The organism is Sphingomonas oligophenolica, from assembly GCF_039522915.1.
Taxonomy (GTDB): Bacteria; Pseudomonadota; Alphaproteobacteria; order Sphingomonadales; family Sphingomonadaceae; genus Sphingomonas; species Sphingomonas oligophenolica.
In genome coordinates this window covers 1-22293 of record NZ_BAAAEH010000040.1, presented here as the reverse complement: position 1 = coordinate 22293, position 22293 = coordinate 1, and the positions used below count along the sequence as shown (strand labels likewise).

Below are 22293 nucleotides of genomic sequence, written 5' to 3'. Positions count from 1 at the left end.
AGCGGGATGATTGACGCAGCGCCACAAGTCAGCTGAAGTCGCGGGAATCACGAACCGGGGGGAAATCATGCCGTTACACTCTTTGCGCGTCGCCATCATCGCGGCAGCGCTCGCCGCGGTCCCCACGACAGCGTTCGCGCAAACCCCGCAGGACTCAGGCATCACCTATGATTGCGACACCGCCGCAAATCATTTCTCGGAACTGATCCTGCCGGCGGGCGCGGCTCCCTTCACCGTCGCCGGCAAGGTAAGGCTGAATCAGGTCGCCGCCAGCAAGGAATATCTGCCGCTCGCGCGCCTGGCGATCAGCAACGCCTCCGATCAGCCGGGCCCGTCCGATCAGGCTTGGGCGGGTTTCGAATTCGACATGGTTCCGGCCGACAAGAAAAACCCCGCCGCCTCCATCGTCGCCTATTCGATCAGAGAAACCGGGAAGAAACCGGATATGCAGCCCATCGCCATCGCGAGCGGCGCCGAAATACCCTTTTCGGTCCTCTATGACGGCACGCATGTCACTGTGTCAGTCGACGGCCATGAGAAGCAGTTCGCCTTCACGGCGGCGAAGCCGGTCGTGAGCATCGTCTGCTCGACCGGCGAATTTCTCTACACCAACCTGCTGATCCGCCCTCGCGGCTGAGCGCGCCTCGGCACCGGAATTACGGTAAGAGTCCACTTAATTGGCCTACCAATCCGATAACTAGCGCCTTCCAGTCCGAGATAGGTGACTGTCACCGGACCCAAGAACGATTACCGCCCCCGCCAGCGTCCCCCAATCAACACCACCCCTCCACCGTCCCATGCACTACGCGCTGCAGCGTCTTGGTCTTCCCGAACAGCGGCAGCCCGCGATAGATGCGCGCGGTCATCACATCGGCGGATTTGAGCCGCGCCGAAACGCGATAGGTCTCGCCGTCGAACGGATTGTAAAACCAGCCGCCCTCCCACTTATCGCTGCCCACCGGATGCAGCGCCCAGAGGATCGTCATGCCGCACAGCGGGCGTTGCCGGAGCGCCGCATCGGGGTTTCGCAGGTCACGGTTCAGCACGCCCTGCGCGTCGCGCGGTATGATGAGCCAGATGATCCGCCCGCACATCATCTCGCCGCAATCGAAGATCTGGACGGCCACCTTCGCGTCCATGAGCCACACGCCCTCGGTAACCGGGGCGCCGCCGACGCATGGGGAAGGAACGGCCAGGCACAGCAATATGGGAGGCAGCCAGCGCACCAGGCGCAACAGCCCGCGCGGCAAGACCGGGGGCTTCGCTCCGTTCAGCATCATCATCGGTCTTACCGTGCCGTGGCGACTTGCGGCCGGTTTACCACACTCCGCCCTGATCGTCGCGGCGATTGGCGAGGCCGTCGCTTGCCGCGCGGCCGTGTCGCGGTCCCCGGAGCGCGACAGGGGGAAGCGACGCCCCTCTCGGGCAGCGAGCCCGCCCCCATTCACATCACCGTCGCAAACCGACAGCCGACGCGCCCTCTCGCGAAACGCGATGAGCCGCTTGGCGATATCGCGCCCCGCTCACCCGGATTGCTGTTTGGCATAGGCGGCTTTCCCGGCCGCGCGGCGTTTGACGATGGTGCCGATGCGCCGCCTTGCCGCAAGCTCGTCGACGAGGTCCGGGTCGAACGCCGTCCGGTACCCCGCGAAATGCCAGTCAGTCATGTCCTGGTGCTCGGGATGGTCGGCGTTCGCGATGGCATCGAGAAAATTCTCGAAACCCGGGATGCCGCCGACATCCTCGGGCGGGCAGCGGCGCGCGCCCCCGACATAGCGCGGATATTCCGTGCCCGGCTGGCCCGGTTCGACGCGTTCGATGGCGATGTCGTGGTGCCAGTCGTCGCCCATGTCATAGGTATAGCCAAACTGCCCGACACCGCGATCGACCAGCGCCTTGAGCCTGATGTTGCTCGCGGCGAACAGGTTGCCGTCCCTCCAATGAGGATCGGGCCGGCCATAGCGCCGGCCGGCCACCTCGAACTCCCACAGATGATGGTCCTGCCAGCCCATCGCTGCCTGGACGATGTCGTGGAGCATCCTGAGGTTGGCGCCGAGCGGCACGTCGACCGTCCGCCAGATCTCCGGGTCGCTATCGGACAGGGCGATGCGCAGGCGGGCAATGGTCTCACTCATGTCGCTTAAGCTGCCGCGCGTGGTTTCCGCTGTCCAGTCCCGGATCACGGTCGCGTCCGACGCCGACGATCCGCATCAGCCCCTCCCGGTTGCGCGACGCCCACGGCAGCGATATAGTCACCAAACTAGTCAGGAGCTTCAATGGACCGCATCAACCTCGCCGACGCCAAGGCCCATCTCAGCGAGCTCGTCGATCGCGCCGAGACCGGCGAGACGATCGACATCGTCCGCCGTGGCAAGCTCGCTGCGCGGCTGACCCCGCCCAGCCCCGTCAAAGCCAGGGTCGATGCCGCGGCGCTCCACGCGCTCACCGAGCGCCTGCCGGCCCAGCCCGAAAGCGCGGCCGACATGGTCCGCCACATGCGGGATAGCGATCGCAGCTAATGCTCTACCTCGACACCTCGGTCATCATCGCGGCACTCCTCCCTGAAGACTCAACCGCCCGCATTCACGCATGGCTCGCCGCGCAGGACGCCGGCAGCCTCTATGTCAGCGGCTGGGCACTGACCGAGGTGTCGAGCGCGCTGGCGATCAAGGTTCGCACCGGCGCCCTTACCCCAGAACAGCGCGCCGAGGTGATCGCCGCCTGGACGAACCTGCGCGCCGCCAGCCTCACCATGCTGCCGGTCACCGAGGCCCATTTCGCGACCGCCGCCGGCTTCATCGACCATGTCGATCTCGGGCTGCGCGCCGGCGATGCTCTCCATCTCGCCGTTGCGGCCGGGGCCGGCCAGGTGATGGTAACGCTGGACAGGCTGTTGGCGACCGCGGCAACCGCGCTGGGCGTTCGCATGCTGATGCCCTGAAACGGCCGCAGCGTTCGCGCCGACATCGGTCGCCTCCGCCAAGATCATTCCGCACCCCACCGCCCATTCACATCACCGTCGCAAACCGACGCTACCGGCCGCGCATCCCCAGCGGATGAGCCGAAAGCCCCGGAGGCGTCACGACATGACCCGCAAGACGATACGGACCACCCTCACCGCCCTCTCCCTGCTGCTGCTCGGCCTCACCGCGGCCACCGCGCAGCAGGAAATCAGCGAGCCGATCCAGGACGCGCAGCTCGTCGATATCCTCCCCCTCGACGGCGAGGTCTTCCACGTCCAGGGGGTCGATCTCGACAGCCGGCGCATCTGGGTCACCTCGGTCGATCGCGCCAACCGCAAAGCCTATCTCCACGAATTCGACCGGCATAGCGGCGCCTTGCTGCGGCGCCTCGAGCTCACCGACGGCCCCCGCTATCATCCCGGCGGGCTCTCGCTGCACGGCGGCTCGATCTGGGTCGCCGTCGCTGAAATGACGCCGAACAGCTCAGCCACGCTCGAAGAGATCGACACCGACAGCCTGCAGATCCGCCGCAGGATCCATGTCGCTGACCATCTCGGCTGCGTGGCGGTCTCGGATACCATTCTCATCGCGGGCAATTGGGACAGCCGGCTGCTGCGCATCTTCGATCTGCGCAGCGGGAAACAGCTCCGGGTCGTGCCCAACCCTTTCGCGACGGCCTATCAGGACATCAAGCTCGTGGGCGGCCGGCTTGTCGCAAGCGGCACGGTAACGCCGCTCAGCGGGACGATCGACTGGATCGACTGGCCCTCGATGAAGCTCCTGCGGACGGAGCGCACCGGCGTCACCGATCGCGCCAGGCCCTACACCGGCGAAGGCATGGCGCTGAAGGGCCGCGATCTCTTTCTCTTGCCGGAAGACGGCCCGAGCCGCCTGTTCCATTTCAGGCTCGACGATCGGGAAGCGTGACGATGCGATCGGGAATGGGTTGGTTCGATTCAACGCTGGGGGAGATTGTGAAAGGACCGCGTACGGGTGGGATGCTGCCCGGGTTCCGCCCCTGCTCTTTGATATGACCGTTTTCTTCAGCCGGCGGCGCTGCCATTCCGACAGGCCCGCTGTTCCTCCGCTGATCCCGCTGTTCCTCGCCGCTGTTATCGTCGCTGTTCCCCGCTGTTTTCCCGCTGATATTCGATAACAGCGGGATTTCCGGTAAGATACTGATAACGATCGAGAAAATCGGACGAAAAATCCAACATAACAGCGGCGAAAATAAAAAATCGCGGGTAACAGCAGGGAACAGCGGAAAACCGGAGCCGCGGTTGGACGTACTGGCGGGCCAAGGCGGGGGGACAGGTAGCGGTTTTCAGCTTTTCACGATGCGCCCAAATCCGGCGTCCGGATTTCCCGCGCGGAGCCTTGGCCTCCTGAAAAAGCTGGCCAGCGCCTCGCTGCAATGGGATACTCCCATCGCCTGTCGTAGCGCGTTTCCGCCTGCGCTCCAGTGCGATCGAGGAGAGCTCTCATGCTTCGTCCTGCGTTCCCGTGCGCTGCCTTTGCCGCCTGTCTCGCACTATCCTCCCCCGGCTTTGCTTCCTCGCCTGGCCCCGCCAAACCCGCACGGCCCGTGGCTGCGTTCAAGGTGGATGGCACCCTCGCCCTCGCCGCCTATCAGGCCATGGTCGAGGAGCATCTCGCCGGCGTCCTGCGCAGCATCAAGGCCCTGGCGGTGACCTCGGACGCCCGGAGTGGGGACTGGGCCAGGATCAGGCCGGCGCTGGAGCGACTGAGCGCCGATCTGCCGACGGCCGCGACGATCTCCTATGTCCAGCCTGACGGCAGCTATGCGACGACCGCCATCGGCCAGAGCCCCGACAATCTCAGCGACCGTGCCTATTTCCCGGGGCTGATGGCGGGCAAGGATGTCGTCGGCAGCCTCGTCGTCAGCAAGGCAACCGGGCACCGTTCGATCGTCGTGGCCACACCGGTGATGCGCGACGGCAAGGTCGTGGCCGCGATCGGCGTCACCTTGCGCGCCAGGCTGATCTCGCAACTGGTGACCGACCATGGCCTGTTGCCTGCCGACCTGACCTTCTATGCGCTCGATTCCACCGGCAAGACGGCGATCCACAAGGATCCGGACCTCATGTTCGCCTTCCCGTCCGACATGGGGGACTCCTCGCTCAAGGCAGCGGTCAAGACCATCCTGGGGCAGCGCGAAGGGGTTGTGCATTACCGGTTCCGCAACGACGATCGCACCGCCATCTTCCGGACATCGGACGCGACCGGCTGGCGGTTCGTGCTCGTCCGGGTCGGGCGGTAGGATAGGCTAGCCTGTTGCCCTGATTGCTCCCCGGGGCACATCCTCCCGGCCTTCGGGCCCCGCGCAAGCCCATCGGGCAGGCTCGCCGCACGGCCGGACGGAACCCGCAATCCCGGGCATTCGTTTCAGCCGCGAACCCACCGGAGAGGAGGCATCCATGTCGCAGCTCGACACGCACAAATGGGAAAAGGAACTGCGGTTCCTGCTCGATCGCATCCAGGCACACCCCTCGCGCGACGCCACCGAAGATCGCCAGCGCATTGCGGTCCTGAAGAACCTGATCGCCGGCCCGCGCGACAGGGTCTCCGCCTGACAACCTCTTTCCGCCCTTGACCGGGCCGCGCCCCGGCGCAAACACCAGCGACTGACGACTCTCACCAGAGGGGGCATAAAGTGCGGACATTGCTGGCACTCCTCGCCGCCCTCGCGGCCGGGGCGCTTCCCGGCGCCGCCGCTGCCGAAACCAAATGCTCCGTCGACAAATTCCTCGAATTCCCGGTCACCATGGTCGGCCTGCGCCCGATGGTGCCCGCCACGATCGACGGGCATGAGGTCAGGTTCATCGCTGACAGCGGCGCCTTTTACAGCTCGATTTCCCCCGGCACGGCCGCCGAGCTCGGGCTCAAGCTGCAATCGGCGCCGCCAGGCCTCATCGTCAGGGGGATCGGCGGCGAGGCGAACATGTCGATTGCGATTCCGAAGGATTTCGGACTCGGCCCGTCGATTCTCCACCATGTCCAGTTCCTCGTCGGCGGCAGCGAGGTCGGCGGCAATGCCGGCCTGCTCGGCCAGAACGTCCTTGGCCTCGACGATGTCGAATATGATCTCGCCAATGCGGCGATCCGCCTGCTCAAGCCGCACAACTGCCCCCACACCATCCTCGCTTACTGGGCGGCGGACAAACCCATCTCGCAGCTCGACATCGAAACGCCGTCCGAGGCGCGATATCACACCGCCGGCACTGTCCTCCTCAATGGCGTGAAGATTCGCGCCGTCTTCGATACCGGCGCGCCCGTGTCGATGCTGACGAGCGCCGCCGCCGCCCGTGCCGGCGTAAAGCCGGACAGCCCCGGCGTAACCAGCGCCGGGTTCAGCAGCGGCCTCGGCCGCCACACGGCGCGCACCTGGATCGGCCCCTTTCAGAGCCTCAAGATCGGCGACGAGGAAATCCGGAAGATCCATCTGCGGTTCGGCGATCTCGGCGATGTCGATTTCGACATGCTGCTCGGCGCCGACTTCTTCCTGTCGCACCGGATCTATGTGTCGAACGCGCAGCACAAGATGTATTTCACCTATAATGGCGGCCGCGTGTTCGACCTGAGCGTCAGGCCGCAGGAAACCCATGTGGCCGAACCCCAGACGATCGCGAACGCCGCCCCGACGGCGACGCCCGCCCCGGCGGCACCGGACGCGGCAAAACCTCCGGAGGCGAAGCCGGCTGACGGGCCCGAACCCGTCACCGCCGCTGACTACAGCCTGCGCGGCAATGCCCGGGCCGCGCGGCTCGATTTCGTGTCGGCGCTCGCCGATCTCACGCGCGCCTGCGAGCTCGCGCCGGACAATGCCGACTATCGCTACCAGCGCGCGCTCGTCCTGCTGCGGACCGGGCGACGCCCGATGGCAATGGCTGATCTCGAGCGCGCGCTGACGCTCAAGCCCGACCATGCCGATGCGCTGTTGCTCCGCGCCAACCTCCGGCTGCGCGGCGGCGACAGGGCAGCCGCCCGCGCCGATCTCGACACGGCCGATCGCGTGCTCGCCGCGCCTTCGGACAAGCGCCTGGAGCTCGGCCATGCCTATGAGGCGGTCGGCGATCTCGATGCGGCGATCCCGCAATATGATCGCTGGATCGCAGCCCATCCCGATGACAGCCGGATGCCGAATGCGCTCAACGGCCGCTGCTGGGCACGCGCGCTCGCCGGGCATGATCTCGCCGGGGCGATCTCGGATTGCGATCGTGCGCTGAAGCTCCGCCCGCACACCGCCGCCTATCTCGGCAGCCGCGGTCTCGCCCGCCTGCGCAATGGCGATCTCGACAAGGCGATGGCTGATTACCAGGCGGCGCTGGCGATCGAACCGAAGCTCGCCTGGTCGCTCTACGGCCGCGGTATCATCGAGCAGAAACAGGGCCTTGCCGCCCAGGCAAAAACCGACATCGCCGCCGCCGTCGCGCTCGAGCCGGATCTGCCCGAAAGAGCAAGGAAGATCGGCTTGGCGGGAGCGCCCGACTAGCCAGCCGGCGCCACCAACGCTGCCGATTCAACCCCGGTACCGGCAATGCCATAGCCGGACAATGACCAGTTCCTTCGCCCGCGACTCCGAAAGCTGGGGCGCTTCAGCGCCGCATCTTGGGCGGATCAGTCTCCGGATTTCTCCGGCGATCCCGGCAGCGGCACCGGCCCGTCGCCCGCGGCGCTGTCGCTGTCATAATCCTCGCCGGTGCTGCCGCCGCCCGCACCGACCCCGCTGCCATGGACTTCGCCGGTCGCTGAATCGATCCATGCCCTTTTACCGTTTTCCGGCGGGATATCGGGGGTGCTGCGGGGTGTTGGATCATTCATGTCATGCTCCTCTCGTGTCTCGACGCTCCGCCAGAACGTCCCGGGCTGCGGATGGATGCGCCCGGGAACGTGGCGGTCCAATCAAGTCCGGCACTCGCCACGCCTATGGCGCCGAGGCCATGCCCGCGCTAAATGTCGGACAGGATATAGGATATAGGGAAGGGGAATGGTGATGACGCTGTCATATCGGGCGCTGGCGATCTCGGCGGCGTTCCTTCTCGCCGGCGGCGCGGTGGCGGCTCCCCAGGGCGAGAATTGCCATGCGATCGCCGATCCCGCCCGCCGCCTCGCCTGTTACGATGCGCGCGACAGCGGCTCGGCGCCGCCGGCCGCGGCGCCCGCCCCGGTCGAACTGGCGCGGCGGCCCGCTGCCCCGGCCTCGGCCGACGCCAACCCCAACCGCACCTTCGACAGCCGCGTGGTCGCGGTATCGCCCCTTCAGAACGGGTTCTATCGCGTGCGCCTCGCCGACGGCAGCGAATGGGCCACTACTGCCGCCGGCCAGCGTCCGGCTGTCGGCCAGGGCGTGCATCACCGTCGCACCTTCATCGGCACCCATTATTTCGACACGGATGACGGCCGCGCGCTGACAGTGCGCCCCGAGCGCTGAGGGGCCGGCGCGATTGCCCCTCCTCATTGTCCGGATCGCTCCCTAGCAGCGACGCGCGCTCGCCGGCATTCCGGCCGTCTCAACGATGGAGATGGTCATGAAGAAATACGTCATCGAACGCGCGATTCCCGGTGTCCACACGCTCGGCGGTGCTGAGCTGAAGGGTGCAGCGGCGACCTCCAACAGCGCTCTCGCCCAGCTCGCGCCGCGCGTGCAGTGGCTCGAATCCTTTGTCGCGGCAGACAAGACCTTCTGCATCTACCTCGCCGAGGATGAGGCTGCGATCGAGGACCATGCGCGGTTGAGCGGCTTTCCCGCAACGCGCATCACCGAACTGGTCAGGGTGATCGACCCCACCACCGCGGGTTGACGCGCCCCGGCGCGCGCGGTGGAGAAGGCCGAGACGGCAGAGGATATGCGATGCTCGACGTGACGATAATGCTGCTCGACGACGGCCTTTCTTCCACCGCGGTCATGCCGGCGGAGATATTCCATTGCGCCGGCGCTCTGTGGAACGAGCTCAACGACAAGCCCGCGGAACCCGCTTTCCGGGTACGGACGGTGTCGCTGAATGGCAGCCCCGTCCACTCGCCTACTGGCTTCTCGGTCGCCCCCGGCGGCGCGATCGGCGATGTCGACCGCACCGATATCCTGATCGTGCCGACCTCGGGACTCGAGTTCGACGGCAAGCTGCTCGAGAACAGCGCTCTCCTTCCGCATTTGCGCCGCCATTATGAACAGGGCGCCTATGTCGTCGGCGTGTGCATGGGGGCTGCCTATCTCGCCGAAGCCGGCCTGCTCGACGGCCGGATCGCGACCACGCACTGGGCGATAGCCGGCGCCTTTGCTGCCCGTTACCCCTCGGTGCGGTGGCGGCCGGAGCTGTTCGTCACCGAGGATTCGCGCCTGCTGTGCAGCGGCGGTGTCGGCGCATCGATCGATGTCAGCCTCTATCTGGTCGAGAAACTGTGCGGGCATGAGGTGGCAGTCAAATGCGCGCGGGCGCTGCTGCTGCCGATGCCGCGCCTCTACCAATCCAGCTATGCCACCCTGCCGGTATCGCAGCCGCATGACGATGCCCGGATCCGGGCGGTCGAGGCGTTTCTGCAGGCCAATTTCCGCCACGATATACCAACCCGCTCGCTCGCCGATCGCGCCGGGCTCGGCGAGCGGACCTTCGTCCGCCATTTCAAGTCAGCCACCGGCCGCCTGCCCGCCGCCTATCTCCAGGCACTCCGCATCGAGGCGGCCAAGGCAATGCTCGAACGTGAGGCAAAGCCGATCCAGTCGATCAGCTCTGAGATCGGCTATGACGACGTGTCCTTCTTCCGCGCCCTCTTCAAGCGCGGCACCGGCATGACGCCGGCCGAATATCGCCGCCACTTCGCCCCGCTCAGCGTGCGCGGCAATGCCGCGGCCGAGCGGGGCTGAAGCATATTGCTCAGTGCCAGAAGATCAGCAGCAGGATGATGATCGGGATCGGAATGCCGATCAGCCACATCAATATGCCCTTGCCCATCCGTCATCTCCCTTTTTCGACGATCGTCGTGGCGGCTGCGCGGTTCAGACCGTGACGGCTTCGAAGGTCGATGTCTCCGGCTTGGCCAGACCGGACGCCTTGTAGGTCGCAATCAGCTCTTCCTTGCGGGCGCGAAGCTGGTCGCCGAGCGCATCCATATCGAGCCCCGCTTGCCGCGCCTGGGAGAACATGCCCTCCATGCGCTTTTCCTCTTCCTCGACATGATGCTCGATCTGCTCGGAAAGCACCTTCACCTTGGCGTCATAATAGTCATCATCCGGCCCGCCTGCCTCTATCTCCGCGATCAGCACCTTGGCGCCGTCATGCTCGACATAGGCTTCCTTGAGCAGGTCCTCGTCGATCTTGCCCTCGCACGCCGGATAGAAGATCTCTTCCTCGATCTGCGCGTGAACGGTCAGCTCGAGGCAGATCTGCAGCGCGATCTTCTGCTTCTTGCCGTCGCCCGTCGCGCCCTCGAATTGCTCGAACAATTGTTCGACCTTGCGGTGATCGGCCTTGAGAAGGGCGATCGCGTCCTGCTTTGTGTCTGCCATGTTAGCCTCCTGTCAATGTGAGGCTGAAAACCCCCCTTTGTTTCATTTCGTTCCAGCTTTTCAAACTGTTGCGAGTCGTTCGCTAAAGCCCTTGATCGAGATCAGGACATTCCGGGGCCGTGCGCGATCACATCTTCATCTGGCTGTCACATAAAGTTCACGCTAGAGCGTCCACATCACGGTAACCGTGATTCAATCTCAGGGCAGCGCGTCTGCGCCGCCCCAACCAGGCTGATACGTGTACCTACCGACCCGATCATCGTTCCTGATTGCCTCCGTCAATGAACGCCATACCGATACGCCCCGCCCCCACTTGCACGGTCTCGTCCCGGGCCGGTGGCTGGCGAGCGCCGCCCTGCTCAGCCTGACCGCGCTGATTGCGTTGATGGCGTGGGAACATCTGAAGGTCGATCCGTTCGCGCGAAGCACATTGCTGCTCGGCACCGTTACCGGCCTGCTCGCCGCGACCAGCTATGCCCTGCGCAATCCCGCGACGCGCGCCCAGCGCATCGCGCGCGACGCGAGCGAGTATTTCGGGCTCTTCACCCTCATTTCGCTGATGGGCGCGATCGCGACCTATCCGCTATCAGCCGGCACCCACGGCTTTGTCGATCCGTCGCTCGAGCGGATCGACGCTGTGCTCCGCTTCAACTGGATCGTCTGGTACGATCTCGTCGCCGCGCACCGTTCGCTGCAATTGCTCGGCACCGCCGCCTATCAGAGCATCTTCGTGTCGCCTGCCATTCTGCTCGGCTATTTCGCCTGGACCGGCCACCGCGCCGCGGCTCGCGGTTTCATCGCCGCCTTCTGGGTCGCCGCGATACTCTCTCTCCTGCTCTTCCCCTTCCTGCCCGCTGAAGGACCGCTCGCCTTTCTGTGGCACGGACCGATCCCCTATATGCCGGAAAGCGCCTTGTGGGAGATGTCGCTCATCCCTGAGCTTCGCCATCATGCCATGAGCCATGTCGATCTCGGCGCGCTGCGCGGGCTGGTATCGGCGCCGAGCTTCCACACCGCGAGCGCCATCCTCTACATCGCCGCCGCCTGGCCCTTCCGTCGGCTGCGCTGGCCGCTGCTGGTACTGAACGTGGCGATGCTGCTCTCGACCCCGGTCGAAGGCACCCATTATCTTGCCGACATGATCGCCGGCGCGCTGGTGGCAATAGCCGCGCTCGGTATCATCGCCGAGGTGCGTTATCGGCTGGCGACGCGTGCGCCCGCCGAATTGGCGATGGCGAGCGTCGTTACGGGCAGCTAGGGTCGCGGGGTGAGCGAAACTGCCGCCCTCATCGCCCGGCTAGGGCTCGAGCGCCATCCCGAGGGAGGCTGGTACCGGGAAACTTTCCGCCAGCCCGCACCCGATCCGGATGGTCGCGGACTGGCGACAGCGATCCTGTTCCTGCTCGAAGAGGGCCAGCGTTCGCATTGGCACCGGGTGGACGCGACTGAGCTGTGGTTGTGGCACGCCGGCGCGCCGCTGGCGTTGCTCGTCCATGACGGCATAGCGAGCGACTATCGGCTGGGTGGAAACATACTCGCAGGCGAAGTGCCACAGGCGCTTGTGCCGCCACGGGCCTGGCAGTCGGCAGAAGCGCGAGACGGCTGGACTCTCGTCAGCTGCATGGTGACGCCAGCGTTCGAGTTCGCCGGCTTCGAACTCGCGCCCGAGGGCTGGGAGCCCGGTTAGGCTGCCTCGACCGCCATCAGCGCTTCGGCATATTTTGCGTCGTTCGCATGAAACAACGGATTTGCCGGAAAGCTGCGCTCCGTCAGCTGCAGGTCGTTGAGCCCGGCCAGCTTGAAAGTGCCGAGCTTCACTTCCTTGGGCGGCTTGCCGTCCCGGTCGATCGCCACCGCGTCGATGAACAGGTCGCCATGCTTGGTGTAGATCACGTGCGGCGCGAGCGTCATCGTCACCCGATTATAGGTCGCGACGACGCATTGCTGACGCACGATCGCTTCGAAGATGGTTGGAACGGGGCCGCTCGGCGCGCCCTTGTCGCTTTCTGAGGGTAGCTTCATGCGATCTCCCTTACACCAAAATGCTGCATCGCAGCAAGTAACGATCGACGAAACCTTATGGTGCCGAACAGAATGCAATCGGAACCACCATAGCCCCCCACCCGTTCGGATGCCGCAACAGAGCAAGGATGAGCATCATGACCGAACCTCAGGAAATCGAAGCGAAATTCTGGAAAGCGCTGCGGTCCGACATGACGCTGATGCTCGGCCTGGATGGCATTGCAGACGGCCACGCCCAGCCGATGACCGCGCAATTCGCCAGCGACGATGACCGCGGCCCGATCTGGTTCTTCACCTCGAAGGAAGCTGATCTCGTCCAGCAATTGCGCGGCAGCAGCAATGGAGTCGCTCATTTCGTCTCAAAGGGTCACGACCTGTTCGCGACGCTCCACGGCAATCTGGTGGCTGACAATGATCGTTCGACGATCGACCGGCTATGGAACCGCTTCGTCGCCGCCTGGTTCGAGGGTGGCAAGGATGATCCCAAGCTCCAGCTGCTCCGCTTCGACCCCGAGCGCGCGCAGATCTGGCTCAACGATTCGAGCCTGCTGGCAGGCGTGAAGATGATGCTCGGGTCCGATCCCAAAGAGGATTACAAGGACAAGGTGGCCGAGGTTTCACTCGGCTGACGACAGAATGGGGCGGCTCATGGTTGCCATGGAAGCGCGGGCGGCTATGCGGGCTGGATGACCGACGGCCTCCCCCTTCCCCGCCGCTATCTCGCGATCGCTGCGCTGTCGCTCGGCAATGCGCTGATCATCATCGACGGCGGCGTGGCCAATATCGCGTTGCCGTCGATCGCACGCGACCTGCATGTCGACAGCAGCTCGGTCGTCTCGATCGTGACCATCTACCAGCTCATGCTGGTGATGCTGCTGCTGCCCTTTGCCGGGCTCGGTGAGCGGATCGGCCTCAAGCGCCTCTACCAGACAGGCCAGATGGTCTTCACCGTCGCCACGCTGCTCTGTTTCTTCGCCAAAAGCCTGCCCTTCCTGCTGATCGTCCGCGCCGCGCAGGCGATCGGCGCGGCGGCGGCGCTCAGCGTGTCCTCAGCGCTGATCCGCTCCACCTATCCAGCCAGGTCGCTCGGCAGCGGGCTTGGGATCAACTCGGCGATCGTCTCGGCGTCCGCCGCGCTGGCGCCGTCGCTTGGCGGACTCATCCTCGGTATCGCGCCCTGGCCCTGGGTCTTTGCGAGCACGATACCTTTCGCGATCGGCTCACTCGCCCTCGGCAGGACGCTGCCCAATCCCCGCGCCCGCGACCTACCGTTCGACCTGCCTGGCGCGATCCTGTGCGCGGCGATGTTCGGACTGGTGATCGGCGGGCTCGAAAGCGGCGTGCACGGCGACAGCCCGGTCGTCTCCGCTGCGATCGTCCTGGCAGGCGCCGTGCTCGGCGTCTTTTTCGTCCGGCGCGAACGCAGCGAATCCAACCCGATCCTGCCGCTCGACCTGCTCGACCGTCCGGTGGTCGCGCTATCGGCCATCGGCGCCTATACGGCCTTCATCGCATCAATGACGTTGATCATCTCGATGCCTTTCCGGCTGCAGCATGAGTTCGGCTTCACGCCGCCAGAAATGGGCATCCTGATGGCGCCCTGGCCACTCACCAATGTCGTCGTCGCGCCGTTGACGGGCTGGCTCTCGAACCGGATTCCGGCCGGGCTGCTCGGTGGGATCGGCATGGCGATCTCGATCGTCGCATTGGTGCTGATCGCGTTCATGCCGGTCCATCCCTCCTATTTCGACATCATCTGGCGCATGGCGCTCTGCGGATCGGGCTTCGGCACCTTCCTGCCGCCCAATGCCCGGCTGATCATCGGCTCGGCGCCGCGCGAGCGCGCTGCCGCGGCGGGCGGGATGGTCTCGACCATCCGCCTGCTCGGCCAGACCACCGGCGCAACCCTGGTCGCTGCGTTGCTTGCCGTCGGAATCGGCACCGGGATGGCCCCGCCCCTGGTCGCTGCCGGCCTAGCCTTTGTCGCCGGCGCGTGCAGCCTCGCCCGCCTGCGCCCCTCGATCCGCAATCCGCAGCGCGAAGAAACCCAGGATGTCCAGCCGGCGGCACAAGTGCGCTGATCAGGGTTTCGCGGCCGCCTTCTCGTCAGCCAGATAGGCGGCGCTGAATGCCGCGTGCTCCTTCGCGACCGGCAGCAGGGTCGGGTAGAATTGCACAAAGGTCGTATCGACCGCAGCGTGCGCCTGGTGACAGGCGTAGCAGCTGGCCTCATAGCCGATCAGCGTCGCCAGCTTGCTACCGTTGAAGCTGAAAAAGCCCCAGCCGCCCTTGAAGCGGTTGCTGTCATGGACATGCACCTCCATGCCGACCGGATCGCCCGACTGGAAGGCGCCGTGCTGGTTGATCGAGCCTTTCGAGGTGCTGCGGCGGATTTCGAGGACGAGCATTGTGCCCTCGGGCCAGTGACCGGTCTTCAGAAAGGCGGCATAGCCTTCCGGATTCACGAAGACATTGTCGAACGGCTGGTCTGCCGCAGCATTGGCCTGGGCATTATAGCTCATACCGTGACCCGATGTCAGGAAGGTCCAGCTTCGATAGTCGGCCGGAAAGAGCAATTCGCCCTTGGCGGTGAACTGCGCCGCTGGTCCTTCCGGCGCCCCGGCCCTGCCGGTCGCAACCGCCATCGACGCAGTGAGCACCGCGGCACCGCCGAGCGCCATCCATTTCGTCAAACGGCTCATCTCATTCTCCCGACCTCGAATGCGATGAGGATAGGTCATCGGAACATCGGTGACGCTGTCGACTATCCTGCCGTTTCGGACATCGTCCGGCTGAGTCGGTCGCGAGTCACCCCCGGCGGCTCGCCATGCGCACGGACATAAGCCCGGCCGAACGCATCGGCGCTGCGATAGCCGGCCAGGCGAGCGACTTCACTGACCGGCACCCGCCCCGCGCTCAGCAGGTCGCGCGCCGCCTCCAGGCGCAGCCGCGCGACGAGTGCACCGGGGGTTTCGCCAAGACCGTCGCGGAACATCCGCGAAAGCTGACGCTCGCCGATCGCCGCGCGCGCCGCGAGCACAGGCAATGACAGATCGGCGCCGAGATTGGCTACGATCCACGCGACGAGATCGGCAAGCCGTCGCGGCGCACGTGCCTGAACGCGCGAGGCTTCGGAGAATTGCGGCTGCGGCCCGGCGCGCATGCTGTGCACGACCATCTCGCGCCCGATCTCCAGCGCCGCGCTCGGCCCGAGATCGTCACGCACCAGTGCAAGCGCGAGGTCGATCCCGGCGCAGACCCCGCCCGAGGTGAAACAGGGCCCGTCCTCGATATAGATGCAATCTGCCTGCAATCGCACCGCCGGGAAGCGACGCTGTGCGTCGGATACGAACCGCCAGTGCGTGGTCGCGCTTCGACCATCGAGCGCACCGGTCGCTGCGAGGCCGTAAAAGCCGGTGCAGACCGAGGCGAGCCGGCGCGTTCGCCCCAACCGTGTCGTCAGCCAATCGACGACCGCGGGGGCGACATCGCCTTCCCGCAGCGTCGCGCCGCCGGGCACGACGATCGTGTCGTAATCGGGCGCATCGGCGAACAGTCGGTCCGGGAGGATGAGTAGCCCCGCTTCGGTCCTGATCGGATCAGGCGCGGCCGCGACCACCTCCACCGTATAGCCCGGCCGGGTCGGATCGAGCGCAGTGGCGGTGGCGAAGACCTCCAGCGGCCCAGCGAGATCGATGCCGTTGACACCTTCGAACGCGATCAGGCCTACCCGCCGGGTGGCGAGCAGGCCTGGCGCGCTCAAAAGCCGGACTCGCTCAAAATACCGCCTTGCCGTCGCCGCCCATCATCGCCTTGCGGACGAGCGGGATCGGCGGGCCGCCATAGCTCAGGAACTGGTCGTGGAACGCCTTCCATCCCCGCCGCCCGCCATGGGTCGCGGTCCAGTCGTCGCGCAGCTTGCGGATCATCAGCTTGCCCATCGTGTAGTTGAGATAGGCGGGATCATAGGTGCCCCGCGCCGCCTGCTGCTTCGCCGTGCCCTCGTCCTGGTAGCATTGCTCGACGAACATCTTGCGGGACTGATCCTGGGTCATGCCCCGCGCATGCATCCCGATCGCCGACAGATAGCGGCAATTGCGCAGCAGCGCTTCGGAAAGCTGGCCCACATGAGTCTCGGCATCGCCGTTGCCGAGCCCCGCATCCCACATCATCTCTTCGGCATAATGCGCCCAGCCTTCGGCAAAGGCATAGCCGACGAACAGGCGGCCGAAGAGCGAGGGCGACCGGTTGGCGTGGAGGAACTGGACGAAATGCCCGGGCATCACCTCATGGACCGAGGTGAAAAGCAGATTGCCATAGCCGGGCACGAACGCGTCCTGCTCGGCCTTGGGCCAGGCGGGATCGGGCGGAGAGATATAATAGATTGAGGGCACGCCCTTATCGAACGGCCCCGGCGGATCGATATAGGCCGAGTTCTGCCGGTTATAGGGCGGGCTCTCCTCGACCAGCGCCTGTTCGGTTCCCGGGATCGAGACGAGATCATGCGCAATGACGAAGGCGCGCAAATCCGGGATCATCTTGCGTGCCGCGGCGACCGGTCCGCCATCCGCCTTGTGCGCGCCCGCCTTTTGCGTGCAGGCGACGATCGTCGCCCCCGGATCATATTTCGCGCAGGCGTCCTTCAGCGCTGCCTGGTTGCGCGCGAGATCGGCCTTGCCCGCCGCCTCGAGCGTGTCGAGCGGCACATCGACGCCTTCGGTCAGCTTCACCATCCGCGAGAATTTGTCGGCGCCCAGCGCAAAGCCCTGCGTGGCGGACCCGCGCTGGCCTTCCAGCCAGGTCGCGAGATCGGCCATCGCCTTGGCCGCAGGGGCCGCTGCGTCATCGAACTCCTTCTGGAGTGCCTGATCTTTCACGCCGGCAAAGGCCTTTTTGGCATCGCCGGTGTAATAATCAGCGAAGCCCTTGAAGCCCGCGACCCCGTAATTGACGAAGCTTAGCGGCATCGGCGTCTTCAGATTGGCCTTGATGTTGGCGGCGGCCGCCGGGACGTTCCTGAAGAATTTGATGATCGCCTTCATCCGGGTCGGCGCGTCGGCGTAATTACGCGCGATATAGGTGTTGGGGTCGAGCCCCCCGCCGACATAATAAGCCGGGTTCGTATGCGGCTGATCGGCGTCGGTCAGCCAGAAGAGCTTTCCCTGGGCAACCACTGTCAGATAATCGCGCTCGAACTTCTCGTGCTTGTCGAGCCGTGCATCGGGGAACGCGCTGGCCTTGGCGATCGCGTCAGTCAGGAAATCAGCCTGCCGCTTCAGCCCGGCAGCGCTCCAGTCGGGCAGCCCACCGTCGAAATCATGCCTGCCCTGATAGACCGCATTGGCCGGGTCGAGCTTGAACCAGTCCTCGATGAAGCTGTCCCGGAAATCCTTCCAGCTGTCAGTTGGCAGCGCCAGGCTACCCTTGTCGGCCGGCGCCGTGGTTGACGGCCCGCATCCCGCCACCGCCAACAGCGCGATCCCCGCCAGCAAGACCTTCCGCATTCCCCATTCCTTCGATTCGTTGACGGCCGGATGCTGGCAGTTTGCGACGGGGCGCGCCAGCGGGTTCGCGCCGGGCAGGATGTTCACGCGTTGCGAACCAGGTGCGCCCGTGCCACCCTCTCGTCATGAAGCCGATGACCATGCAGGAGAAGCTGAAGCTTCTGCGCGCCCGGTACCATGTCATGGCGCCGCTGCTGATGATCGTCCTGGGAGTCTCCTTGTCCAACAGCCCGGTGCTGGCCTGGACCGCGGGCGGATTGCTGGCGGCCCTGACGATCAACCAGCTCGCCGGGCTGCGCTGAGGGCGGCTACTTCGCCCCTTCGACGACGACCTCGTCGGGATTCACCACGTTGAGCTTCTTGCGCACCAGCTCATCGACCATGTCGGGGTCGGCATGGCGCGGATCGAGCAGGTCGACACGGTTCTTCAGCTCGGCGCGCTGCTTGTCCAGCATCGCATATTCGGCCTGGCGCTTGGCGAGCTGGCGCTTGATATCGCCATAAGCGAGCGCGCCGTTCGGCCCCATGATCGCATAGCCGCCAAAAAACGCGCCGACGATCAGCAATGCTGCCGGCGCCATCGCCCGGCGGAGCATCGTGCGGAAGGTGGAACGTCTGGCCATTCCGCGATTCTCGCAGCTAGCGACTCGCGGATCAAGCGGGAATTTTACCTAATCAAGCGCGAATTATGCTCCGCCCGGCGTAAACCGCCGACTCGTCGAGTTCCTCCTCGATCCGGATGAGCTGATTATACTTCGCCAGCCGGTCCGAGCGGGCGAGGCTGCCGGTCTTGATCTGCCCGCAATTGGTCGCGACCGCGAGGTCGGCGATCGTTGCATCCTCCGTCTCGCCCGAGCGATGCGACATCACCGCGGTGAAGCCGGCGCGCTGCGCCATCGACACCGCCTCGAGCGTCTCGGTCAGCGTGCCGATCTGGTTGACCTTCACCAGCAGCGAGTTGGCGAGCCCCTTCTCGATGCCCATCTTCAGCCGCTTCGGATTGGTCACGAACAGATCGTCGCCGACGATCTGGACCTTGTCGCCGATCAGATCGGTCAGCGCCTTCCAGCCCTCGAAATCATCCTCGGCCATGCCGTCCTCGATCGAGAAGATCGGGTAGCGACGCGTCAGGTCAGCGAGATATTCGGCCATCTCATGGCTTGAGAGGATCTTGCCCTCGCCCGAAATGTCGTACTTCCCGTTCTTGTAGAATTCAGTCGCGGCGCAATCGAGCGCCAGCATCACATCGTCGCCAGGCTTGTAGCCGGCCTTTTCGACTGAGCTCATGATGAAATCGAGCGCGTCGCTGGTCGAGGCGATGTTGGGGGCGAAGCCGCCCTCGTCGCCGACCGACGTCGCCAGCCCCCTGTCGTGCAGGCCCTTTTTCAGCGTATGGAATATCTCGGAGCCACAGCGCACTGCGTCCGCGATGGTCGTGGCGCCAACCGGTACGATCATGAATTCCTGGAAGTCGATCGGGTTGTCGGCATGCTCGCCGCCGTTGATGATGTTCATCATCGGCACCGGCAGGACATGCGCCGAAACCCCGCCGACATAGCGATAGAGCGGCAGGCCGCGCGCATCGGCCGCCGCCTTGGCGACCGCCAGGCTGACGCCGAGGATCGCGTTGGCGCCGAGCCGGCTCTTGTTCTCGGTGCCGTCGAGCGCGATCATCGCGCGGTCGACATCGGCCTGGTCCTCGGCCTCGAGGCCAAGCACGGTATCGGCGATCTCGGTGTTCACTGCCTCGATCGCCTTGGTCACCCCCTTGCCGAGATAGAAGCTCTTGTTGCCGTCGCGCAGCTCGACCGCTTCATGCGCGCCGGTCGACGCGCCCGACGGCACGGCGGCGCGGCCGAACGAGCCGTCATCGAGCAGCACATCGACCTCGACCGTAGGATTGCCCCGGCTGTCGAGGATTTGGCGGGCGTGGATGTCGATGATTGCGGTCACGTTACGATCCTTCTAACGAACTTGGGGTATCTACGGATGCCGGGCGAGCCTCTATCGGCTATCATCCGGATCGGCAATTCGTCTCGGTGCATGGAACCACGACATGCACTGACCGGTTCATTGTTGACGAGCGAGAAAAGGGCGACAGCATGGCTACCGACACACCCAAGGCTCCCAAACCCGCCAAGCCGGTGAAGAAGGCTGCGACGACCGCGACGCCAAAGGCCGTCACGGCCAGGGCCGCGTCGCCGAAACCTGCCGCCGCCAAGCCCTCGCGCGCAGCCCCGACCCCCAAACCGGCCCAAACCCCCAAACCGGTAAAGCCGAAGAAAGGCCCCACCGTGGACACCAGCACCATCGACAAACCCGAGAGCTCCGGCAGCAGCGCGAAGCCCGCGGACACGAAACCCAACGCCTCGCAGCTCATCAAGGACAGCGCGGCCAAGCTCACCAAGGAGGCCGGCGACAAGGCCCGCGCCTATGCCGAGGAGGGCAAGACCCGCGCCGGTGGCGTGCTCGACGAACTGGCCCGGATGATGAACGAGGCGGCCGGCACGGTCGACGAGAAGCTCGGTGAGCAATATGGCCAATATGCCCGCAGTGCTGCCGGCGGCGTCTCGGACTTTTCCGATTCGCTCAAGGCGAAAAAGCTCGATGACCTGATCGAGGATGCGCGCGACTTCGTGAAGAAGAGCCCAGCGGTGGCCATCGGCACTGCGGCGGCGCTCGGCTTCGTGCTGGTGCGGCTGATCAAATCGGGCCTCGACGCAGCCGATCGCGACGCCTGACACAAAAGCGGGCCTGACCACATAGCCGGGGGGACCATGGCCGAACGACCAGCGGACGATGATCGCAACAGCATCGCGGCGCTGTTCTCGCGCCTGATCGATGATGCCGAACGCTTCGTGCGGGCGGAGATCAGGCTCTATCGTGCCGAGTTCCTGAGTCGCGTCGGCGAGGCCCGGGTCGCGATCATTCTCGGTGTCGTCGCGCTGCTGCTCGCTCAGTCGGCGGTCATCGCGACGGTACTCGGCCTGTTGCTGATCCTTCGGCATCCGCTCGGGGAAGTGTGGGCGACCATTATCGTCGTGGCCGTTTCGCTGGGGATCGCCGCGCTGCTCGTGCACATTGCAATCGCGAAGGTGCAAGCGATCACCGAAATCAAGGATAAGCCGGAATGACGGGCGACGATGATGATCTCGCCGTCGCCAAACGCCGGGCCGGGGCGGCGCGCGCAAGGCTGGCCGGTACGCTCGTCGACATCCAGGCGCGGCTCAACCCCAAGGCGCTTGCGCGCGAGGCCGCGCAGGAGTTGAAGGAAGCGGCGCAGGAAATCGCACGCGACGGGCTGGAGAGCCTGAAGCGCCATCCCATCACCCTGGCCGGGGCGACCGCGGCGCTCGGCCTGTTTTTCGCCCGGGGGCCGCTCCGGCATGTTATTGATACCTATCTCGATGAAACCCCAGAGGCCCCGGCGAGTTTGAAAGCCAGACGGACTCGCGCCCGACCGAAAGGATCCTCCGAATGAACGCTCCCGTGACCATCGACAACAAGCCCAAGCCGGCGCCCCGCAAGGCAGTGGAAAGGGCGATCGACACCACGAGGCAGACGGCGCGCGACGCCGCCCGCCGCACCGCTGAGGGGATCGAGGCGAACCCGATCTCGGTACTCGTCGGCGGCGTTGCCCTCGGCGTGCTCGCCGGCGCCCTGATCCCGCGCACCGAGCAGGAGAGCAAACTCCTCGCACCGGTCGGCAAGCGCCTCACCGAGACCGCTACGGGGGCAGTCCAGGCTGCGCGCGATGCGGGCAAGGCGGAACTCGATTCGCTCGGCCTCAACAAGGAGGCCGCGCGCGATCAGGTCGGCAAGGTGATCGAGGGCGTGATCAAGGCGCTCTCGAGCGCCGGTGCTGCAGCTGCGAAGGCATCAAGCGGCAAGGAATGAGTTCACCTCGCTCGAATCAGGTTCTAAAGGCTGGGCGACCCCTCCCTTTGGAAATCCCGATCCATGAGCAAGCTCCACCTCGTCTTCGGCGGCCGCGTCAGCGATCCGCGCGGTCTTGATTTCGACGACCTCAATTCGATCGAGGTCGTCGGTATCTTCCCCGATTACAAAAGCGCTGAAAAGGCGTGGCGCGCTGCGGCGCAGCGAACGGTCGATGACGCCGAGATGAAATATGTGGTGGTCCATCTCCACCGGCTGCTCCAGCCCGATCTGCTGACGCCCCCTCAGGCCTGATGTCCGGCGCGAAAGCGCTTCATACCAAGTCCCATTAGTCAGAACTCCTTAGCCCAGCCGCGCATGCCGATGGACATGATGCGCCATG

The 22293-nt window shown here is 65.3% G+C and carries 30 protein-coding genes; 20 read left to right on the top strand and 10 right to left on the bottom strand.

Annotated elements, in window-relative coordinates; genetic code table 11:
* Window positions 1–67: 67 nt before the first annotated feature.
* Window positions 68–637, top strand: coding sequence for a hypothetical protein (locus ABD050_RS19945; protein ID WP_343891257.1), 570 nt, complete (start codon window positions 68–70; stop codon window positions 635–637).
* A 136-nt stretch (window positions 638–773) separates the two neighbouring features.
* Here the strand turns inward: ABD050_RS19945 and ABD050_RS19940 are convergent, their stop codons facing one another.
* Together ABD050_RS19940 and ABD050_RS19935 are read right to left on the bottom strand one after the other, a co-directional pair.
* On the bottom strand, window positions 774–1283 hold the full coding sequence (locus tag ABD050_RS19940; RefSeq protein WP_343891256.1) for a DUF2147 domain-containing protein: 510 nt from the start codon (window positions 1281–1283) through the stop codon (window positions 774–776).
* A gap of 240 nt (window positions 1284–1523) precedes the next feature.
* Entirely contained in the window at window positions 1524–2135 is a 612-nt protein-coding gene (locus ABD050_RS19935) for a plasmid pRiA4b ORF-3 family protein (RefSeq protein ID WP_343891255.1), read from the bottom strand.
* 141 nt (window positions 2136–2276) lie between these two features.
* Here ABD050_RS19935 and ABD050_RS19930 point away from each other — a divergent pair, with 141 nt between their 5' ends.
* The 6 genes from ABD050_RS19930 (at window position 2277) to ABD050_RS19905 (ending at window position 7476) form a co-directional block, all read left to right on the top strand.
* A complete protein-coding gene (locus tag ABD050_RS19930) occupies window positions 2277–2519 on the top strand; it encodes a type II toxin-antitoxin system Phd/YefM family antitoxin (RefSeq protein ID WP_343891254.1) in 243 nt (80 codons plus the stop codon).
* On the top strand, window positions 2519–2941 hold the full coding sequence (locus tag ABD050_RS19925) for a type II toxin-antitoxin system VapC family toxin (protein ID WP_343891253.1): 423 nt from the start codon (window positions 2519–2521) through the stop codon (window positions 2939–2941). The genes ABD050_RS19930 and ABD050_RS19925 overlap by 1 nt, the downstream gene beginning before the upstream one ends.
* A gap of 145 nt (window positions 2942–3086) precedes the next feature.
* A complete protein-coding gene (locus ABD050_RS19920; RefSeq protein WP_343891252.1) occupies window positions 3087–3890 on the top strand; it encodes a DUF6454 family protein in 804 nt (267 codons plus the stop codon).
* Window positions 3891–4446: 556 nt separating this feature from the next.
* Window positions 4447–5244 (top strand): PDC sensor domain-containing protein, encoded by a 798-nt coding sequence (locus ABD050_RS19915; protein ID WP_343891251.1) that lies wholly within the window; start codon window positions 4447–4449, stop codon window positions 5242–5244.
* A 157-nt stretch (window positions 5245–5401) separates the two neighbouring features.
* Window positions 5402–5557: a hypothetical protein gene (locus ABD050_RS19910; protein WP_343891250.1), complete on the top strand. Its 156-nt coding sequence runs from the start codon at window positions 5402–5404 to the stop codon at window positions 5555–5557.
* Window positions 5558–5637: 80 nt separating this feature from the next.
* Complete coding sequence (locus ABD050_RS19905; RefSeq protein ID WP_343891249.1) at window positions 5638–7476, top strand: aspartyl protease family protein; 1839 nt, start codon at window positions 5638–5640, stop codon at window positions 7474–7476.
* Between the two features lie 125 nt (window positions 7477–7601).
* Here the strand turns inward: ABD050_RS19905 and ABD050_RS19900 are convergent, their stop codons facing one another.
* Entirely contained in the window at window positions 7602–7805 is a 204-nt protein-coding gene (locus ABD050_RS19900) for a hypothetical protein (protein WP_343891248.1), read from the bottom strand.
* A 172-nt stretch (window positions 7806–7977) separates the two neighbouring features.
* On the opposite strand from ABD050_RS19900, the gene ABD050_RS19895 reads away from it, so the two are divergent.
* From ABD050_RS19895 to ABD050_RS19885, 3 genes are all read left to right on the top strand, one after another.
* Entirely contained in the window at window positions 7978–8415 is a 438-nt protein-coding gene (locus ABD050_RS19895; protein ID WP_343891247.1) for a hypothetical protein, read from the top strand.
* Between the two features lie 97 nt (window positions 8416–8512).
* Window positions 8513–8785, top strand: a complete 273-nt coding sequence (locus ABD050_RS19890) for a DUF4242 domain-containing protein (RefSeq protein ID WP_343891246.1) — start codon at window positions 8513–8515, stop codon at window positions 8783–8785.
* Between the two features lie 50 nt (window positions 8786–8835).
* The gene (locus ABD050_RS19885; protein ID WP_343891245.1) at window positions 8836–9846 is read left to right on the top strand and encodes a GlxA family transcriptional regulator; all 1011 of its coding nucleotides are present in this window, start codon (window positions 8836–8838) and stop codon (window positions 9844–9846) included.
* Window positions 9847–9978: 132 nt separating this feature from the next.
* Here ABD050_RS19885 and ABD050_RS19880 read toward each other — a convergent pair whose 3' ends face one another.
* Window positions 9979–10488, bottom strand: coding sequence for a hemerythrin domain-containing protein (locus tag ABD050_RS19880; protein WP_343891244.1), 510 nt, complete (start codon window positions 10486–10488; stop codon window positions 9979–9981).
* 313 nt (window positions 10489–10801) lie between these two features.
* Between ABD050_RS19880 and ABD050_RS19875 the strand changes: the two genes are divergently transcribed.
* Complete coding sequence (locus ABD050_RS19875; RefSeq protein ID WP_343891243.1) at window positions 10802–11746, top strand: phosphatase PAP2 family protein; 945 nt, start codon at window positions 10802–10804, stop codon at window positions 11744–11746.
* A 9-nt stretch (window positions 11747–11755) separates the two neighbouring features.
* A complete protein-coding gene (locus tag ABD050_RS19870) occupies window positions 11756–12175 on the top strand; it encodes a cupin domain-containing protein (protein WP_343891242.1) in 420 nt (139 codons plus the stop codon).
* Here the strand turns inward: ABD050_RS19870 and ABD050_RS19865 are convergent.
* The gene (locus ABD050_RS19865) at window positions 12172–12510 is read right to left on the bottom strand and encodes a WYL domain-containing protein (protein ID WP_343891241.1); all 339 of its coding nucleotides are present in this window, start codon (window positions 12508–12510) and stop codon (window positions 12172–12174) included. The two genes, ABD050_RS19870 and ABD050_RS19865, sit on opposite strands and share 4 nt — an antisense overlap.
* A 137-nt stretch (window positions 12511–12647) precedes the next feature.
* Between ABD050_RS19865 and ABD050_RS19860 the strand changes: the two genes are divergently transcribed.
* Together ABD050_RS19860 and ABD050_RS19855 are read left to right on the top strand one after the other, a co-directional pair.
* A complete protein-coding gene (locus tag ABD050_RS19860) occupies window positions 12648–13139 on the top strand; it encodes a pyridoxamine 5'-phosphate oxidase family protein (RefSeq protein WP_343891240.1) in 492 nt (163 codons plus the stop codon).
* Between the two features lie 57 nt (window positions 13140–13196).
* Entirely contained in the window at window positions 13197–14591 is a 1395-nt protein-coding gene (locus ABD050_RS19855) for an MFS transporter (RefSeq protein ID WP_343891239.1), read from the top strand.
* On the opposite strand, the gene ABD050_RS19850 is transcribed toward ABD050_RS19855, so the two are convergent.
* From ABD050_RS19850 to ABD050_RS19840, 3 genes are all read right to left on the bottom strand, one after another.
* Complete coding sequence (locus ABD050_RS19850) at window positions 14592–15212, bottom strand: cytochrome P460 family protein (protein WP_343891238.1); 621 nt, start codon at window positions 15210–15212, stop codon at window positions 14592–14594.
* Window positions 15213–15274: 62 nt separating this feature from the next.
* Window positions 15275–16273, bottom strand: a complete 999-nt coding sequence (locus ABD050_RS19845) for a GlxA family transcriptional regulator (protein ID WP_343891237.1) — start codon at window positions 16271–16273, stop codon at window positions 15275–15277.
* A 13-nt stretch (window positions 16274–16286) separates the two neighbouring features.
* Complete coding sequence (locus tag ABD050_RS19840; protein ID WP_343891236.1) at window positions 16287–18014, bottom strand: DUF885 domain-containing protein; 1728 nt, start codon at window positions 18012–18014, stop codon at window positions 16287–16289.
* A 125-nt stretch (window positions 18015–18139) separates the two neighbouring features.
* On the opposite strand from ABD050_RS19840, the gene ABD050_RS19835 reads away from it, so the two are divergent.
* Entirely contained in the window at window positions 18140–18316 is a 177-nt protein-coding gene (locus tag ABD050_RS19835; RefSeq protein WP_343891235.1) for a hypothetical protein, read from the top strand.
* A gap of 6 nt (window positions 18317–18322) precedes the next feature.
* Here the strand turns inward: ABD050_RS19835 and ABD050_RS19830 are convergent, their stop codons facing one another.
* Entirely contained in the window at window positions 18323–18637 is a 315-nt protein-coding gene (locus tag ABD050_RS19830) for an FtsB family cell division protein (protein WP_343891234.1), read from the bottom strand.
* Between the two features lie 52 nt (window positions 18638–18689).
* The gene (gene eno, locus ABD050_RS19825) at window positions 18690–19967 is read right to left on the bottom strand and encodes a phosphopyruvate hydratase (protein WP_343891233.1); all 1278 of its coding nucleotides are present in this window, start codon (window positions 19965–19967) and stop codon (window positions 18690–18692) included.
* A 149-nt stretch (window positions 19968–20116) separates the two neighbouring features.
* Between eno and ABD050_RS19820 the strand changes: the two genes are divergently transcribed.
* From ABD050_RS19820 to ABD050_RS19800, 5 genes are all read left to right on the top strand, one after another.
* Window positions 20117–20755, top strand: coding sequence for a hypothetical protein (locus tag ABD050_RS19820; protein ID WP_343891232.1), 639 nt, complete (start codon window positions 20117–20119; stop codon window positions 20753–20755).
* Between the two features lie 36 nt (window positions 20756–20791).
* A complete protein-coding gene (locus ABD050_RS19815) occupies window positions 20792–21148 on the top strand; it encodes a phage holin family protein (RefSeq protein WP_343891231.1) in 357 nt (118 codons plus the stop codon).
* On the top strand, window positions 21145–21495 hold the full coding sequence (locus ABD050_RS19810; protein ID WP_343891230.1) for a DUF3618 domain-containing protein: 351 nt from the start codon (window positions 21145–21147) through the stop codon (window positions 21493–21495). The genes ABD050_RS19815 and ABD050_RS19810 overlap by 4 nt, the downstream gene beginning before the upstream one ends.
* On the top strand, window positions 21492–21911 hold the full coding sequence (locus ABD050_RS19805; protein ID WP_343891229.1) for a hypothetical protein: 420 nt from the start codon (window positions 21492–21494) through the stop codon (window positions 21909–21911). The genes ABD050_RS19810 and ABD050_RS19805 overlap by 4 nt, the downstream gene beginning before the upstream one ends.
* 63 nt (window positions 21912–21974) lie before the next feature.
* The gene (locus ABD050_RS19800) at window positions 21975–22205 is read left to right on the top strand and encodes a DUF4170 domain-containing protein (protein ID WP_343891228.1); all 231 of its coding nucleotides are present in this window, start codon (window positions 21975–21977) and stop codon (window positions 22203–22205) included.
* Window positions 22206–22293: the final 88 nt, after the last annotated feature.

What these genes read in the sequence shown, in the direction of transcription:
- ABD050_RS19910 (WP_343891250.1), top strand. Translation starts at nt 5,402, where the DNA reads ATGTCGCAGCTCGACACGCACAAATGGGAAAAGGAACTGCGGTTCCTG.
- ABD050_RS19925 (WP_343891253.1), top strand. Translation starts at nt 2,519, where the DNA reads ATGCTCTACCTCGACACCTCGGTCATCATCGCGGCACTCCTCCCTGAA.
- ABD050_RS19855 (WP_343891239.1), top strand. Translation starts at nt 13,197, where the DNA reads ATGACCGACGGCCTCCCCCTTCCCCGCCGCTATCTCGCGATCGCTGCG.
- ABD050_RS19920 (WP_343891252.1), top strand. Translation starts at nt 3,087, where the DNA reads ATGACCCGCAAGACGATACGGACCACCCTCACCGCCCTCTCCCTGCTG.
- ABD050_RS19860 (WP_343891240.1), top strand. Translation starts at nt 12,648, where the DNA reads ATGACCGAACCTCAGGAAATCGAAGCGAAATTCTGGAAAGCGCTGCGG.
- ABD050_RS19945 (WP_343891257.1), top strand. Translation starts at nt 68, where the DNA reads ATGCCGTTACACTCTTTGCGCGTCGCCATCATCGCGGCAGCGCTCGCC.
- ABD050_RS19800 (WP_343891228.1), top strand. Translation starts at nt 21,975, where the DNA reads ATGAGCAAGCTCCACCTCGTCTTCGGCGGCCGCGTCAGCGATCCGCGC.
- ABD050_RS19865 (WP_343891241.1), bottom strand. Translation starts at nt 12,510, where the DNA reads ATGAAGCTACCCTCAGAAAGCGACAAGGGCGCGCCGAGCGGCCCCGTT.
- ABD050_RS19835 (WP_343891235.1), top strand. Translation starts at nt 18,140, where the DNA reads ATGAAGCCGATGACCATGCAGGAGAAGCTGAAGCTTCTGCGCGCCCGG.
- ABD050_RS19915 (WP_343891251.1), top strand. Translation starts at nt 4,447, where the DNA reads ATGCTTCGTCCTGCGTTCCCGTGCGCTGCCTTTGCCGCCTGTCTCGCA.
- ABD050_RS19840 (WP_343891236.1), bottom strand. Translation starts at nt 18,014, where the DNA reads ATGCGGAAGGTCTTGCTGGCGGGGATCGCGCTGTTGGCGGTGGCGGGA.
- ABD050_RS19850 (WP_343891238.1), bottom strand. Translation starts at nt 15,212, where the DNA reads ATGAGCCGTTTGACGAAATGGATGGCGCTCGGCGGTGCCGCGGTGCTC.
- ABD050_RS19880 (WP_343891244.1), bottom strand. Translation starts at nt 10,488, where the DNA reads ATGGCAGACACAAAGCAGGACGCGATCGCCCTTCTCAAGGCCGATCAC.
- ABD050_RS19935 (WP_343891255.1), bottom strand. Translation starts at nt 2,135, where the DNA reads ATGAGTGAGACCATTGCCCGCCTGCGCATCGCCCTGTCCGATAGCGAC.
- ABD050_RS19895 (WP_343891247.1), top strand. Translation starts at nt 7,978, where the DNA reads ATGACGCTGTCATATCGGGCGCTGGCGATCTCGGCGGCGTTCCTTCTC.
- ABD050_RS19805 (WP_343891229.1), top strand. Translation starts at nt 21,492, where the DNA reads ATGAACGCTCCCGTGACCATCGACAACAAGCCCAAGCCGGCGCCCCGC.
- ABD050_RS19815 (WP_343891231.1), top strand. Translation starts at nt 20,792, where the DNA reads ATGGCCGAACGACCAGCGGACGATGATCGCAACAGCATCGCGGCGCTG.
- ABD050_RS19810 (WP_343891230.1), top strand. Translation starts at nt 21,145, where the DNA reads ATGACGGGCGACGATGATGATCTCGCCGTCGCCAAACGCCGGGCCGGG.
- ABD050_RS19820 (WP_343891232.1), top strand. Translation starts at nt 20,117, where the DNA reads ATGGCTACCGACACACCCAAGGCTCCCAAACCCGCCAAGCCGGTGAAG.
- ABD050_RS19885 (WP_343891245.1), top strand. Translation starts at nt 8,836, where the DNA reads ATGCTCGACGTGACGATAATGCTGCTCGACGACGGCCTTTCTTCCACC.
- ABD050_RS19940 (WP_343891256.1), bottom strand. Translation starts at nt 1,283, where the DNA reads ATGATGATGCTGAACGGAGCGAAGCCCCCGGTCTTGCCGCGCGGGCTG.
- ABD050_RS19830 (WP_343891234.1), bottom strand. Translation starts at nt 18,637, where the DNA reads ATGGCCAGACGTTCCACCTTCCGCACGATGCTCCGCCGGGCGATGGCG.
- ABD050_RS19930 (WP_343891254.1), top strand. Translation starts at nt 2,277, where the DNA reads ATGGACCGCATCAACCTCGCCGACGCCAAGGCCCATCTCAGCGAGCTC.
- ABD050_RS19900 (WP_343891248.1), bottom strand. Translation starts at nt 7,805, where the DNA reads ATGAATGATCCAACACCCCGCAGCACCCCCGATATCCCGCCGGAAAAC.
- ABD050_RS19890 (WP_343891246.1), top strand. Translation starts at nt 8,513, where the DNA reads ATGAAGAAATACGTCATCGAACGCGCGATTCCCGGTGTCCACACGCTC.